The organism is Streptomyces sp. NBC_00582 (genome assembly GCF_036345155.1).
In the GTDB taxonomy this organism is placed as follows: domain Bacteria; phylum Actinomycetota; class Actinomycetes; order Streptomycetales; family Streptomycetaceae; genus Streptomyces.
In genome coordinates this window covers 9,625,981-9,638,197 of sequence record NZ_CP107772.1, presented here as the reverse complement: position 1 = coordinate 9,638,197, position 12,217 = coordinate 9,625,981, and the positions used below count along the sequence as shown (strand labels likewise).

Here is a 12,217-nt window from a genome sequence, read left to right as displayed (position 1 = left end):
CGGGCTGCGATCGGAGTTCAGCCGACGGGAAGGACGAGCGCCGGGACCGTCCGCTGCATGCGCAGCGCGTCCACGGACTCGGCGAGCAGTTCGTACTCGGTGGTCTCGTCGCTGACGGCGACCCGCACCAGGCGGCCGCCGGCCAACTCGTCGGCCACCAGCTCCTGCTGGTCGATGTCGGCGCACCAGGCCCGCAGCAGGGCGGGTACGTCGGGGACCGTGTCGGCGACGGGGACGAGGGCGCCGGGCGGGACGTGCGGGCTGTCGGGTTGCGGATCGAGGCGCTCGGCCATCCATGACGCGCGGTCCCGTAACCACCACAGCGCCAGCGCCAGCGTCGGCGCGCGGTACGTCCCGAGCGGTACGCCGATGCGGCGGCCGTCGCAGAATCCGTACGCCGTGACATGGCACAGGAATTCGTCGTGCATGTCTCCACTCCCCCGAGTGCTCGTATGCCGGCCCTGCCTCGCTTTCCGTGCGGCTCCTGTGGGGTTCAGCGCCCCTGACGTTCGAGTATGTTCACTTCTAAAACACTGTCACCATGACTTTCCGGCCAGTCTCTTGGCATATTCACCGCCCCGCCTGGCCGAAACACACCAGCGGACCCACACCCTCCGCTCACCTGCGCATCGTTTCGCCTGGTAACCGGGCGATGACACGGCGAATGCGGCCGCGGTGGCCGGATAACGCCCTGGCCGACGATGGGGTCCTCCCCTTGCGGCGGCCTGCGGAACGAGGAGGCGCCACGAGGGGAGGAGCAACGGCTCAGCCGTTGATCACCGCGTCGATGCGGGCCAGTTCGGCGTCCTCGAAGTCCAGGTGGGACAGGGCGCCGACGCTGTCCTCGATCTGGCGGGCGCTGCTCGCGCCGACCAGCGCGGAGGTGACCCGGCCGCCGCGCAGCACCCAGGCCAGGGCGAGCTGGGCCAGGGACTGCCCGCGGGACTTGGCGATGTCGTCCAGGGCGCGCAGCTTGCCGACGAGGTCCTCGGTGAGCGCGTCGGAGTTCAGGAACGGGCTGTCGCTCGCCGCGCGGGAGTCCTCCGGGATGCCGTCGAGGTAGCGGGAGGTGAGCAGACCCTGCTCCAGCGGGGAGAAGACGATCGAGCCGACCTGGAGCTCGTCCAGGGCGTCCAGCAGCCCCTCGCTCTCCGGACGGCGGTCCAGCATCGAGTAGCGGGGCTGGTGGATGAGGAGCGGGGTGCCCAGCTCACCGAGGATGCGGGCGGCCTCGCGGGTCTGCTCGGCCGAGTAGTTGGAGACGCCGACGTACAGCGCCTTGCCCTGCTGCACGGCGGAGTGCAGGGCGCCCATCGTCTCCTCCAGCGGAGTGTCCGGGTCGGGGCGGTGCGAGTAGAAGACGTCGACGTAGTCCAGGCCCATCCGCGTGAGGCTCTGGTCGAGCGAGGACAGCAGGTACTTGCGCGAGCCCCACTCGCCGTACGGGCCGGGCCACATCAGATAGCCGGCCTTGGTGGAGATCACCAGTTCGTCCCGGTAGGAGGCGAAGTCCGTCTTCAGGAAGTGACCGAGCGCGGACTCGGCGGCGCCGGGCGGCGGACCGTAGTTGTTCGCCAGGTCGAAGTGGGTGACGCCGAGGTCGAAGGCGCGGCGCAGGATGGCCCGCTGGGTCTCGGCCGAGCGGTCCGGGCCGAAGTTGTGCCACAGTCCGAGCGACAGCGCGGGGAGCTTCAGGCCGCTGCGTCCGGTGCGCCGGTAGGGCATGTCCGCGTAGCGGTCGGGGTGTGCGGTGTACAACGCGACTCCATCTGGGTTGGTACACGATCTTCCGGTTCCACTGTTCCCGAGTGCCGTGCAGCGGTCCAACAGAAGAATCCGATGGAATTGTGCGACTACGCTTCTCAATCATGGAACTGCGCCATCTCCAGCATTTCGTCGCGGTCGCCGAGGACCAGCACTTCACCCGGGCCGCCGAACGCCTGATGGTGTCCCAGTCGGGCCTGTCGGCGTCGATCCGGGCGCTGGAGCGGGAGCTGCGGGCGCCGCTGTTCGTGCGGACGACCCGGCGGGTGACGCTCACCGAGGCGGGGCGGGCGCTGCTGGCGGAGGCGGAGCGGATCCTGGCACAGGTGAGGGCCGCGCACGAGGCGGTGGCCGCGGTACAGGGCGTGGTGCGCGGGACGCTCTCCGTGGGCACCGAGCAGTGCATCGCGGGGGTGCATGTGGCGGGCCTGCTGGCCACGTTCCGGCGACGGCACCCGGACGTGGAGATCCGGCTGCGGCAGACCGGCTCGGGCGCGCTGGGCGAGGAGGTGGCGGCCGGCCGGCTCGACCTCGCCTTCGCCTACCGCACCCAGGCGGACTCCGACCAGCTCCGCTGCGTACCGCTGGCCAGTGAGCCGATGTACGTGCTGTGCCATCCCGACCACCCCCTCACCCGGGCGGCCGCCGCGCTCGTCCCCGAGGACATCGCGGGCGAGGTGTTCGTCGACTTCCACCCGGACTGGGGGCCGCGCCGGGCCACCGACGCCGCCTTCGCGGGCGCCGGGGTGCGCCGTACGGTCGCGCTGGAGGTCAACGACGTGCACAGTCTGCTGGACCTCGTGGGCGAGAACCTCGGCGTGGCCGTCGTACCGCGGCACTTCCGGCACAAGCGCGAGGCGCTGACCGCACTGCCCCTGAAGGGCACCGACGAGGCGGCCTACGAGACGGTCGCCCTGCTGCCGCCCCCCGACGCGACGAGCCCGGCGGCCCGGGCGCTGATGGCGCTGCTGGAGACCGGGGAGGCCTGACCGGTCAGGCGAAGGCCACCACCTCGCCGGCCATGATCTGCGGAGGGTTGGGCAGGAGCGCCGCCAGGTGCTCCCGTACGAAGTCCGCCGCCCGCGCGATCGACTCCTCGGCGCCGGACCGGTCCTGGAAGACGCTGGTCGAGACCATCACCCCGTCCCCCGCGTCGAGCCAGTAGTAGGCCACGAAACCGGGGACCTCGCGCATGAGCGGCACGAACCCCTCGTGCACGAGCCGCCCCGCCTCCGCCGGATCGGTCACGCCTTCGTACCGCCGCACCGCTGCGTACATCGCCGAGCTCCTCAGGGGGTTTCCGAGTCCGGCCCCTGCCGGACGTCGTGGATGCCGTACCCCCGCGCCGGCCGCCCGGCCCGCGGCGCGTACGGCAATCACCTCAAGGACGGTCCCGGGTGATCCGAACGGCGGCCACCGACCCGGGAGGCGGTCGACGCCCCGGCCGGTCGACGCCCCGGCGCGGGAAAGCCGAAGAAGCGGCGGGCGGGCCCCGGCTGCGCGATGGTGGAGTCATGCATGCGAAGGACATCCTCATCGACGGGTTCAACCGCATCCGGGAAGAAGTCCACGCCGCCGTCGAGGGCCTGGACCCCGACGCCCTCAACGCCCGGCCCACCCCCGGGACCAACTCCGTCGCCTGGCTCGTCTGGCACCTCACCCGGGTCCAGGACGACCACATGGCCGACGCCTTCGACCTGGACCAGGTGTGGTGGGGCCAGGACTGGGAGAAACGCTTCGGCCTGGATCTGCCGCGCCATGACACCGGGTACGGGCACAGTCCCGCGAAGGTGGCGAAGGTGCGGGTCTCCGACCCCGAACTGCTGACCGGCTACCACGACGCCGTGCACGAGCAGAGCCACAAGGCGCTGCGCGCGCTGACCGCGGCGGATCTCGAGCGGGTGGTGGACGTGCGCTGGGATCCGCCGGTCACCCTGGGCGTACGGCTGGTCAGCGTCCTGTCCGACGACCTTCAGCACGTCGGACAGGCCGCGTATGTGCGCGGGCTGCTTCAGAGCGCGGCGGCGTAACCGGGCAGGACGACGTCCTCGATGAGGGCCTTGCGCTCGTCGAACGGGATGAACGCGCTCTTCAGGGCGTTCACCGTGACCGTGCGCAGGTCCTCGACGCCCCAGCCGGCCTCCTCGACGAGCAGCGCCATCTCGCGGGTCATGGTGGTGCCGGAGACCAGACGGTTGTCGGTGTTGAGGGTGACGCGGAAGCCGAGGTTCTTCAGCTCGGTGATCGGGTGCCCGGCGATGGAGGTGGCGGCGCCGGTCTGGAGATTGGACGTCGGGCACATCTCCAGCGCGACGCGCCGGTCACGGACCCATCCGGCGAGCCGGCCGAGCTTGCCGTCGACGATGTCCTCGGTGATGCGTACGCCGTGCCCGATGCGCTGGGCGCCGCAGACCTGGAGGGCCTGGTGGATGCTGGGCAGGCCGTGGGCCTCACCGGCGTGGATGGTGAAGGGCACGCTCTCACGGCGCAGGTGCTCGAAGGCGTCGAGGTGGTCGGCGGGCGGGAAGCCGTCCTCGGCACCGGCGATGTCGAAGCCCACGACACCGGCGTCACGGTAGGCGACGGCCAGGTCGGCGGCCTCGCGGACGCGGTCGAACATCCGCATGCCGCAGAGCAGGGTGCCGACCCGGACGGGGGTGCCGGCCGCGGCGGCCTTGGCCATACCGGCCGCGAGCCCCTCCTGCACCGTCTCCACGACCTCGGCGAGCGTCAGCCCGCCGTTGACGTTCAGCTCGGGCGCGTAGCGCACCTCGGCGTAGACGACACCGTCGGCGGCGAGGTCGAGGACGTACTCCTCGGCGACGCGCAGCAGGCCCTCGCGGGTCTGCATCACCGCCAGGGTGTGCTCGAACGTGCCTATGTACCGCACCAGGTCGCCCGAGTTCGCGGCCTCGAAGTACCAGGCGGCCAGCTCGTCGGGGTCGGTGGTGGGGAGCGTGTGCCCGACCTCGGCCGCGAGCTCGACGAGGGTGGCGGGACGCAGTCCGCCGTCGAGGTGGTCGTGCAGGACGGCCTTGGGGAGACGACGGATCAGATCGGAGTCTACGCGCGTAGCGGTCATGGCGGGTCCCTAAGAATGTGAGGCGGTCCGGGAGGACCGGGTGTGGCTGATGGCGGGTTGTCGCTTGTGACTCGAAAGGAATGGCCGCCCGGTCCTCCAGGACGCTCCGACCACTGATTGAGAACTGCGGTCATCGCTGGTTAGGGACCTGTCGGCGGGGTGTTCTTCGGACCGTGAACTGCCGGTCATGAGGAAGATGGAGCGACGGCTTTGAGCACGTCTGGCAGGCGGATATGGGTCGGCGTCGATGCCGGCAAGGGGCATCACTGGGCGGTTGCGGTCGATGCCGACGGCGAGACGCTGTTCTCGACGAAGGTGATCAACGACGAGGCCCAGATCCTCACTCTCATCGAGACGGCCCGTGAGCGGGCTGAAGAGGTGCGGTGGGCGGTGGACATCTCCGGCCGGGCCTCCACCCTGCTGCTGGCCCTGCTGGTCGCCCACGGGCAGCAGGTCGTCTACGTCCCCGGCCGGACGGTCAACCGCATGTCCGGCGCCTACAAGGGCGAGGGCAAGACCGATGCCAAGGACGCACGTGTCATCGCTGACCAGGCCAGAATGCGACGGGACTTCGCCCCGCTGGACACGCCCCCGGAGCTGGTCTCCACCCTGCGGGTGCTGACGAACCATCGGGCAGACCTGATCGCCGACCGCGTCCGCCTGATCAACCGGCTTCGCGACCTGCTGGTGGGCATCTGCCCCGCGCTGGAGCGGGCCTTCGACTACTCCGCGGCCAAAGGCCCGGTCGTCATGCTGACCGAGTACCAGACCCCGGCCGCCCTGCGTCGGATCGGCGTCAAGCGGCTGACGACCTGGCTGGAACGCCGCAAGGTCCGCGGCGCTGTCGACGTCGCGGCCAAGGCCGTCGAGGCCGCCCAGTCCCAGCAGCTCGCGCTTCCCGGCGAGAAACGGGCCGCGCAGCTGGTCCGCGACCTCGCCCACCAGCTCCTGGCCCTGGACGAGCGGATCAAGGACAACGACCGGGAGATCCGCGAGACCTTCCGCACCGACGACCGTGCCGAGATCATCGAGTCCATGCCCGGCATGGGCCCCATCCTCGGGGCCGAGTTCATCGCCATCGTCGGGGACCTGTCCGGCTACCGCGACGCCGGCCGTCTGGCCTCGCACGCCGGCCTGGCCCCGGTCGCCCGCGACTCCGGCCGCCGCACCGGCAACTACCACCGGCCCAAGCGCTACAACCGGCGCCTGCGGCACATCTTCTACATGGCCGCGCAGACGGCGATGATGCGACCCGGACCTTCCCGGGACTACTACCTCAAGAAGCGGGCCGAGGGACTGCTGCACACGCAGGCCCTCCTCTCGCTTGCCCGCCGCCGGGTCGACGTGCTCTGGGCGATCCTGCGTGACAAGAGGCTGTTCACCTCCGCCCCACCGGTCACGCAGGCGCCTTGACGCGATCATTGAGATTCTTTCCTTGGGCGAGGCGGGGCGAGGTGGCGTGGGGTGGTGCGGGGTGGCGGTTCGAGGTGCGGGGAGGGGATCAGCCGGCGGGCTGGAGCAGGTCCCAGCGGTTGCCGTACAGGTCCTGGAAGACGACGACGGAGCCGTACGGCTCGTGACGGGGCTCCTCCAGGAAGGTCACGCCGGCGGCGAGCATCCGGGCGTGGTCGCGGGCGAAGTCGTCGGTGTGCAGGAAGAAGCCCACGCGGCCGCCGGTCTGGTCGCCGATCCGGTCGCGCTGGGCGTCGCCCTTGGCCCGGGCGAGCAGCAGCCCGGTGCCGTCCTGACCCTCGCCCGGCCGCACGACGACCCAGCGGGAGCCGTCGGGCCGGGGCGCGTCCTCGGCGAGCCGGAAGCCGAGCGCGTCGGTGTAGAAGCGGATCGCCTCGTCGTAGTCGTCGACGACGAGGGTGACCAGCGCGATACGGGACATCGGGGCCTTTCGGGAGCCGGACGGCAGGGCGATTGACGGGAGAGGTTATACGTAAAACTAGACGGACGCCAGTCGCGTTCGCGAAGGCGGGTGGAGGGGGCCGGTGTACGGCGGCAACAGGACGCCGGGCGAGCGGGCCGGCAGGAGTACGGCCAGGCCGAGTGTGTGGATGTCGGTGATCCACAGGATGGTGGTCTGCGAGGCGCCGAAGGTCACGGCGAGGTCGGGCTGGGCGACGCCGGGTCCGGAGACCGAGGCGCTGACGGCCGTCAGCGTGGTGCAGACGGCGATCAGGATGGTGCGCCGTCGGCGGGCGTCAGGTCCTCGTCCGGAAGGCCGCTGGGGGCGCCGCTCCTCCCGTCGGGCTGGTGGGTACTCATCGTTTCCTCTCCCCAGGGCATGCGGGCATCGGCGCAGCGGCAAGGCGCGGGCGCCGGGGGTGACGGGGGTCGGCCCGGCCTCTCGCTCGCTCGCCCATGCGGCTGGGGCGGGGCCGGACAGGGACGACGCCAGGCGCCGCTTGCGGTTGCGGCATACGCTCTTGCCCATGACGCAGGACAATGGCGAGCTGGACAGCCTGGTGCGCAAACGCATCCGTGCCCTGCGGGTGGCTCAGGGCTGGTCGTTGGAGGAACTGGCCTCGCGCGCCAAGGTCAGCCCGTCGACGCTCAGCCGCATCGAGAACGGGCGGCGCCGGCTGGCCCTGGACCAGCTCGTCACCCTCGCGCGCGCTCTGGACACGTCCCTCGACCAGTTGGTGGAGACCGCCGCGGACGATGTCGTCTCGCACCCGATGGTCGACGTGGCCCATGGTCTGATGCGCTGGCCCATCAGGGCGGAGCCCGGGACGACCGTCGTACGGCAGCGGATGACGGACCCGCCGCCCGAGAACCCCTCGCGGATGCGTGCCCACCCCGGCCGCGAATGGCTGGTCGTCCTGTCCGGCACCGCGGTCCTGCTGCTGGGCAACCGGCGCTTCAGGATCGAGACCCACCAGGCGGCGGAGTTCCCCACGATGCTCCCGCACGCCCTCGGCGCCGAGGGCGGCCCCTGCGAGATTCTCGGCATCTTCGACCGCGACGCCCGCCGCGGCCACCAGCGCGGCGAGCAGACCGAGACGGTGAACCGCCCGTCACCGTGACGGCGCGTGCGCCGCGCGGTCCCGTCGCCCGGGCGTCACACAGGTCCCGCGAAGTCACGCACCGGCGCGGTGGACCCTGTTCAGCAGGTCCAGTTCCTCGGCGGTGAGGCGCAGGGCGCCCGCCGCGATGTTCTCGGCGAGGTGGTCGGGGTCGCCGGTGCCCGGGATGGCGAGGACGTGGGGGCCCTGCGCGAGGCTCCAGGCGAGGCGGATCTGGGCGGGGGTGCTGCCGTGGGCGCGGGCCACGGCGAGGACGGCGTCGTCGTGAGCGGTCGTCGCACCCAGGGCTCCGCCGTCGCCGGCGATGGCGAAGAACGGCACGAAGGCGATGCCCTGGTCCCGGCAGACGGCGAGGAGCTCCTCGGTGGCGGGCGTGGGCGCGCCGAGCCCATGCCGGTTCTGCACGCTCACCACCGGGGCGATGGCCCGGGCCTCGGCGAGGTGGCGCGGTGCGACGTCGGAGACGCCGAGGTGCCGGATCAGGCCGGCCGTCCGCAGGTCGGCGAGGGCGCCGAAGTGCTCGGCGATCGATTCCTGGCGCATCCGGCGCAGATACACGAGGTCGAGATGGTCGCGGCCGAGCTGGCGCAGGTTCTCCTCGACGTGGCCGCGCAGGTCCTCGGGACGGGCCGAGGTGCCCCATTCCCCCGCCCAGGTCCGGAAGGGGCCGACCTTCGTGGCGATGAGCAGGTTCTGCGGGTACGGCGAGAGGGCGCTGTTGATGAGTTCGTTGGCGGAGCGGAGCGCGGAGAAGTAGAAGGCGGCGGTGTCGATGTGGTCGACGCCGAGCTCGACGGCCTCGCGCAGGACGGCGATCGCGCGGTCGCGGTCGCTCGGGGTGCCGTGGTGGAAGGCGGCGCTGCCGGTGAGCCGCATGGCGCCGAAGCCGACGCGGTTGACGGTGAGGTCGCCGATGGTCCAGGTGCCCGCGGCGTCCGCGGTGATCCTTCCGCTGCTCATCGGTGCAGTCTCGCACGCACCGCGGACGCCGCCGTCACCCCTGCCGAACGGCCGTCAACAGGCCACGGTCTCCTCGCACTTGCGCAGGGCCTCCTGGACGTCCCGGCTCCAGTGCCGGGCCGTGCGGGGGGTGGCCGAGGACACGGTGTGCACCGGCGACTCCCGGCGTTCGGGCAGGGGACGGGACCGGGCGCGACGGCGCTCCCCGGCGGGCGGGGTGCCGTGGGTGACGACCTCTTCCACGAGGCCGGCGAGATCCCCGTCCGGGAGAGGCAGTTCCAGGTCGTCGTCGACGAAGCCGACCACGGCCGGCACGTACTCCACGAGCGCGCGCAGCGCCTTGGGCAGCCCCCGGCGGCCGCGCCGCAGCCCGCGCAGCACGTGCAGCGCCGTGGCGAGCTCCACCTCGGTGGCCTCCCGGCCGAGGGTGGCGGGGGTGATGTCCGTGTGGCTGAGCCACCAGTCCGCCTCCTCGTCCTCGCCGAGGGAGCGGTGGTGGAGGTAGAGGCAGTACGAGGAGACGGTGTCGCCGGCGCCGGCGCCGTACTGCCACCAGAAGCGGGCGCTGTCCTCGCAGCCGGCCAGATGGAGGAGGCCACCGAGGACACGGGCGCCGGAGGGCTCGGGCAGCGCGCTGCCGAGGAAGGCGCCGAGGCCGCGCAGGGCGCCGGTGCGTTTCAGCAGCGCCTCGCACAGGGCCCGCAGGTCCCGCGCGGAGGGGTGGACGGGGGGTCGGCGGAGCGCTGGCTGCTCCACCCCGGTCCGCACCCGGCACGAGCCGGACGGCGCCCCGCCCTCGCACGCCGATGCCCCGTCCCCGCAGGCCGGCGACCCGGCCCCGTCGGTCGGTGCCACGGGACCGCTCGTCCGGGCTTCGGTGCCGCCGGCGGGCCGGGTGGCGACCCGGGCGGCTATGCGGGCCTCGGCGGCCTCGATGTCGCCGGGGCGGTAGGGGGCCGTGGGTACCAGCCGCGCCCCCGCCAGCAGGGTGTCGATGTCGCTCACGGTGTCGAAGGTCATGGACGCTCCGCCTCCTCCTCGGCGCACGATGTGTAGATCTCCCGCAGTCGGCGTTTGGCGTAGCGCTCGGTGGAGCGGACCCCGGCCTCGGTGATGCCGAGGTGGAGGGCCACGTCGGCGGTGCTGTAGCCCTCGCAGTAGCGCAGCCGGATGACGTCCTGCTGACGCTCGGGCAGGGCGGCGATCGCGTGGAACAGCCGCAGGTTCTGCTCGATGACCTCGAAGGCGTCCTCGGCGCCCTGCAGGGTCACCGTCTCGAAGACGGCGGTGTCCATGAGCGTGGCGCGCCGGCCCCGGGCCCGGGCGTGGTCGACGACCCGGTTCTTCATGACCCGCCAGGCGTAGGCGGCGGGGTTCTGGGTGCGCAGTATCTGCGGCCACTCCCGGGCCAGTTGGACGAACGCCTCGTCGACGGCGTCCTCGGCGTCCGCCCGGCAGCGCAGACAGCGCTCGGCCTCACGGACGTAGCGCGGACGGTGCATCTGATGGAAGGCGCTGAAGTCCAGGGGCAGTTTCTCCGGCGCCCGGGGGTTTCCGGTGGGTCGCAGCTCCTCCTGGGTCACCGATCGCCTCCCGGCAGCCGGTGGTCCATCTCCCGGACGCCGACCCGCACGAGCGCGGCGACGACCCGGCGCGCGAGCGTGACGGCGGCGGGTCCGAAGACCCGGAGGGCGAGCAGGGACAACGCCACGTCCCGGGCGAGCTGTTCGAACTGGTCGTTCACGGACCCTTCGGTCCTTCCGCTGGGGGTGCGGGGCTCAGGGGCCCCGGAAGGCGACGGTTACACCTTCTGCCCCCACGGCGTTCGGCACCGGCGTTTCGTGCATGCCGGATTCGAAAGTCCGGTGGCATTGGCCGCTTCGGACTACGGACCGTGCCATTCCGGACTACACCGGTGCGGTTGCTGCCCCTTCCGGGACCTCTTCATCCCGTTACTGTCCCTGTTACTGTCCGCTTCCGCCCTGCTTGCCGTCGGCACGGTTCAGCCCAGCGGCTTCTCCAGCACCGCCTTGCGGTGGCTGAACGTCTCGATGGAGTACCGGCCGTGGTAGCTGCCCATGCCGCTCTCCCCCACACCGCCGAACGGCAGGTCGGAGACGGTGAGATGGGCGAGGGGCAGGCCGAACCCGAGGCCGCCGGAGGAGGTTTCGTCGGCGATGCGGTTCCGTGTGGCGTCCGACGCGGAGAAGACGTACAGGGCGAGGGGCTTGTCGCGGTCGTTGATGAAGGCGATCGCCTCGTCGAGGCCGCCGACGGTCACCATGGGCAGGACGGGGCCGAAGATCTCCTCGGCCATGACGGGCGAGGCGGGGTCGACGTCGGCGAGGACGGTCGGCGCGATGTACCTGTCCGTGCGGTCGTGACGGCCGCCGGTCACGGTCCGCCCGGAGTCGAGCAGGGCGGTGAGCCGGTCGAAGTGGCGTTCGTTGACGATCCGGCCGTACTCGGGCGAGGTCTGCGGGTCGACGCCGTAGAGGGTCTCGACGGCGCGGGCCAGGAGGGGTTCGAGGGCTGCGGCGGTGTCCGGGTCGGTGAGGACGTAGTCGGGGGCGACGCAGGTCTGGCCGGCGTTGAGGAACTTGCCGCGGGCCAGCCGGTCGGCGACGACCGCGAGATCGGCGTCGCGGTCGACGAACGCCGGTGACTTGCCGCCGAGTTCGAGGGTGACGGGGATGAGGTGCTCGGCGGCGGCACGCAGCACGATCCGGCCGACGGTGCCGTTGCCGGTGTAGAAGATGTGGTCGAAGCGCTCGTTGAGCAGGGCCGTGGTCTCGGGGACGCCTCCCTCGACGACGGCGACCGCCTCGGTGTCGAGGTGGGCGGGCAGCAGCCGGGCCAGGGTGGCGGAGGTGGCGGGGGCGAGCTCGCTGGGCTTGACGACGACCGCGTTGCCGGCGGCGAGGGCGCCGACCAGCGGGGCCAGCAGCAGTTGGGCGGGGTAGTTCCAGGGCGCGATGACGAGGACGACGCCGAGCGGGTCGTACTGCGTCCAGGCGCGCGCGTCCGCGCCGAGGTGGGCCGGGACCGGGGCGGGCTCGGGGGTGAGCCAGCCATCCAGGTGGTCGAGGGTGTGGTCGATCTCGCGGATCGTGAAGTCGATCTCGGTGCGGTACGCCTCGGTGGTGCTCTTGCCCAGGTCGGCGTGGAGGGCGGCGGCGAGGTCGGCGCCGTTCCCGGTGAGCAGCTCGCGCAGGCGGCGGAGCTGGTCCGTGCGCCAGGCGACGGGCTTGGTGCGGCCGGCGCGGAAGGCGGCGCGCAGCCGGGCCACGACGTCGGCGGGCCGCTCGGGGGCGGCGAGAGGGCCTGCGGGCTGCTCGGGGATGGCGGTGGTCACGGTGCCTCGCTGGGGGTGCAC

Annotated in this window: 15 protein-coding genes; 4 read left to right on the top strand and 11 right to left on the bottom strand. The window is 72.1% G+C overall.

Going from position 1 to position 12,217, the window contains the following annotated elements:
- Nucleotides 1–17 precede the first annotated feature (17 nt).
- Nucleotides 18–428 carry a hypothetical protein gene (locus tag OG852_RS43620; RefSeq protein ID WP_133914412.1) on the bottom strand — a complete coding sequence of 137 codons (411 nt, stop codon included), beginning with the start codon at nt 426–428 and terminating at the stop codon, nt 18–20.
- 337 nt (nt 429–765) lie between these two features.
- Complete coding sequence (mgrA, locus tag OG852_RS43615) at nt 766–1,758, bottom strand: L-glyceraldehyde 3-phosphate reductase (RefSeq protein ID WP_133914413.1); 993 nt, start codon at nt 1,756–1,758, stop codon at nt 766–768.
- A 110-nt stretch (nt 1,759–1,868) separates the two neighbouring features.
- On the opposite strand from mgrA, the gene OG852_RS43610 reads away from it, so the two are divergent.
- Entirely contained in the window at nt 1,869–2,753 is an 885-nt protein-coding gene (locus OG852_RS43610) for a LysR family transcriptional regulator (RefSeq protein WP_133914414.1), read from the top strand.
- A 4-nt stretch (nt 2,754–2,757) separates the two neighbouring features.
- Here OG852_RS43610 and OG852_RS43605 read toward each other — a convergent pair whose 3' ends face one another.
- On the bottom strand, nt 2,758–3,042 hold the full coding sequence (locus OG852_RS43605) for a hypothetical protein (protein ID WP_133914415.1): 285 nt from the start codon (nt 3,040–3,042) through the stop codon (nt 2,758–2,760).
- 236 nt (nt 3,043–3,278) lie between these two features.
- On the opposite strand from OG852_RS43605, the gene OG852_RS43600 reads away from it, so the two are divergent.
- On the top strand, nt 3,279–3,794 hold the full coding sequence (locus tag OG852_RS43600; protein ID WP_133914416.1) for a mycothiol transferase: 516 nt from the start codon (nt 3,279–3,281) through the stop codon (nt 3,792–3,794).
- Here the strand turns inward: OG852_RS43600 and OG852_RS43595 are convergent.
- Nucleotides 3,776–4,846 (bottom strand): adenosine deaminase, encoded by a 1,071-nt coding sequence (locus tag OG852_RS43595; RefSeq protein WP_133914417.1) that lies wholly within the window; start codon nt 4,844–4,846, stop codon nt 3,776–3,778. The two genes, OG852_RS43600 and OG852_RS43595, sit on opposite strands and share 19 nt — an antisense overlap.
- A 210-nt stretch (nt 4,847–5,056) precedes the next feature.
- Between OG852_RS43595 and OG852_RS43590 the strand changes: the two genes are divergently transcribed.
- Complete coding sequence (locus tag OG852_RS43590; RefSeq protein ID WP_330346908.1) at nt 5,057–6,259, top strand: IS110 family transposase; 1,203 nt, start codon at nt 5,057–5,059, stop codon at nt 6,257–6,259.
- Nucleotides 6,260–6,347: 88 nt separating this feature from the next.
- Here OG852_RS43590 and OG852_RS43585 read toward each other — a convergent pair whose 3' ends face one another.
- Together OG852_RS43585 and OG852_RS43580 are read right to left on the bottom strand one after the other, a co-directional pair.
- Nucleotides 6,348–6,740 carry a VOC family protein gene (locus tag OG852_RS43585; RefSeq protein ID WP_133914418.1) on the bottom strand — a complete coding sequence of 131 codons (393 nt, stop codon included), beginning with the start codon at nt 6,738–6,740 and terminating at the stop codon, nt 6,348–6,350.
- 57 nt (nt 6,741–6,797) lie between these two features.
- Nucleotides 6,798–7,289 carry a hypothetical protein gene (locus tag OG852_RS43580; protein WP_330350773.1) on the bottom strand — a complete coding sequence of 164 codons (492 nt, stop codon included), beginning with the start codon at nt 7,287–7,289 and terminating at the stop codon, nt 6,798–6,800.
- Here OG852_RS43580 and OG852_RS43575 point away from each other — a divergent pair.
- Nucleotides 7,288–7,881 carry a helix-turn-helix domain-containing protein gene (locus OG852_RS43575; RefSeq protein WP_330350772.1) on the top strand — a complete coding sequence of 198 codons (594 nt, stop codon included), beginning with the start codon at nt 7,288–7,290 and terminating at the stop codon, nt 7,879–7,881. The two genes, OG852_RS43580 and OG852_RS43575, sit on opposite strands and share 2 nt — an antisense overlap.
- A gap of 54 nt (nt 7,882–7,935) precedes the next feature.
- Here the strand turns inward: OG852_RS43575 and OG852_RS43570 are convergent, their stop codons facing one another.
- From OG852_RS43570 to OG852_RS43550, 5 genes are all read right to left on the bottom strand, one after another.
- On the bottom strand, nt 7,936–8,841 hold the full coding sequence (locus OG852_RS43570) for an aldo/keto reductase (RefSeq protein ID WP_330350771.1): 906 nt from the start codon (nt 8,839–8,841) through the stop codon (nt 7,936–7,938).
- A 54-nt stretch (nt 8,842–8,895) separates the two neighbouring features.
- Nucleotides 8,896–9,861, bottom strand: coding sequence for a hypothetical protein (locus OG852_RS43565; protein ID WP_330350770.1), 966 nt, complete (start codon nt 9,859–9,861; stop codon nt 8,896–8,898).
- Nucleotides 9,858–10,424, bottom strand: a complete 567-nt coding sequence (locus OG852_RS43560; protein WP_330350769.1) for a sigma-70 family RNA polymerase sigma factor — start codon at nt 10,422–10,424, stop codon at nt 9,858–9,860. The genes OG852_RS43565 and OG852_RS43560 overlap by 4 nt, the downstream gene beginning before the upstream one ends.
- Complete coding sequence (locus OG852_RS43555; RefSeq protein ID WP_166663609.1) at nt 10,421–10,585, bottom strand: hypothetical protein; 165 nt, start codon at nt 10,583–10,585, stop codon at nt 10,421–10,423. The genes OG852_RS43560 and OG852_RS43555 overlap by 4 nt, the downstream gene beginning before the upstream one ends.
- Nucleotides 10,586–10,843: 258 nt before the next feature.
- Nucleotides 10,844–12,196, bottom strand: a complete 1,353-nt coding sequence (locus OG852_RS43550) for an aldehyde dehydrogenase family protein (RefSeq protein WP_330350768.1) — start codon at nt 12,194–12,196, stop codon at nt 10,844–10,846.
- Nucleotides 12,197–12,217 lie beyond the last annotated feature (21 nt).

Coding starts and splice junctions, on each gene's coding strand:
- OG852_RS43595 (WP_133914417.1), bottom strand. CDS start 4,846: ATGACCGCTACGCGCGTAGACTCCGATCTGATCCGTCGTCTCCCCAAG.
- OG852_RS43605 (WP_133914415.1), bottom strand. CDS start 3,042: ATGTACGCAGCGGTGCGGCGGTACGAAGGCGTGACCGATCCGGCGGAG.
- OG852_RS43580 (WP_330350773.1), bottom strand. CDS start 7,289: ATGGGCAAGAGCGTATGCCGCAACCGCAAGCGGCGCCTGGCGTCGTCC.
- OG852_RS43610 (WP_133914414.1), top strand. CDS start 1,869: ATGGAACTGCGCCATCTCCAGCATTTCGTCGCGGTCGCCGAGGACCAG.
- OG852_RS43575 (WP_330350772.1), top strand. CDS start 7,288: ATGACGCAGGACAATGGCGAGCTGGACAGCCTGGTGCGCAAACGCATC.
- OG852_RS43570 (WP_330350771.1), bottom strand. CDS start 8,841: ATGAGCAGCGGAAGGATCACCGCGGACGCCGCGGGCACCTGGACCATC.
- OG852_RS43585 (WP_133914418.1), bottom strand. CDS start 6,740: ATGTCCCGTATCGCGCTGGTCACCCTCGTCGTCGACGACTACGACGAG.
- OG852_RS43565 (WP_330350770.1), bottom strand. CDS start 9,861: ATGACCTTCGACACCGTGAGCGACATCGACACCCTGCTGGCGGGGGCG.
- OG852_RS43600 (WP_133914416.1), top strand. CDS start 3,279: ATGCATGCGAAGGACATCCTCATCGACGGGTTCAACCGCATCCGGGAA.
- OG852_RS43620 (WP_133914412.1), bottom strand. CDS start 428: ATGCACGACGAATTCCTGTGCCATGTCACGGCGTACGGATTCTGCGAC.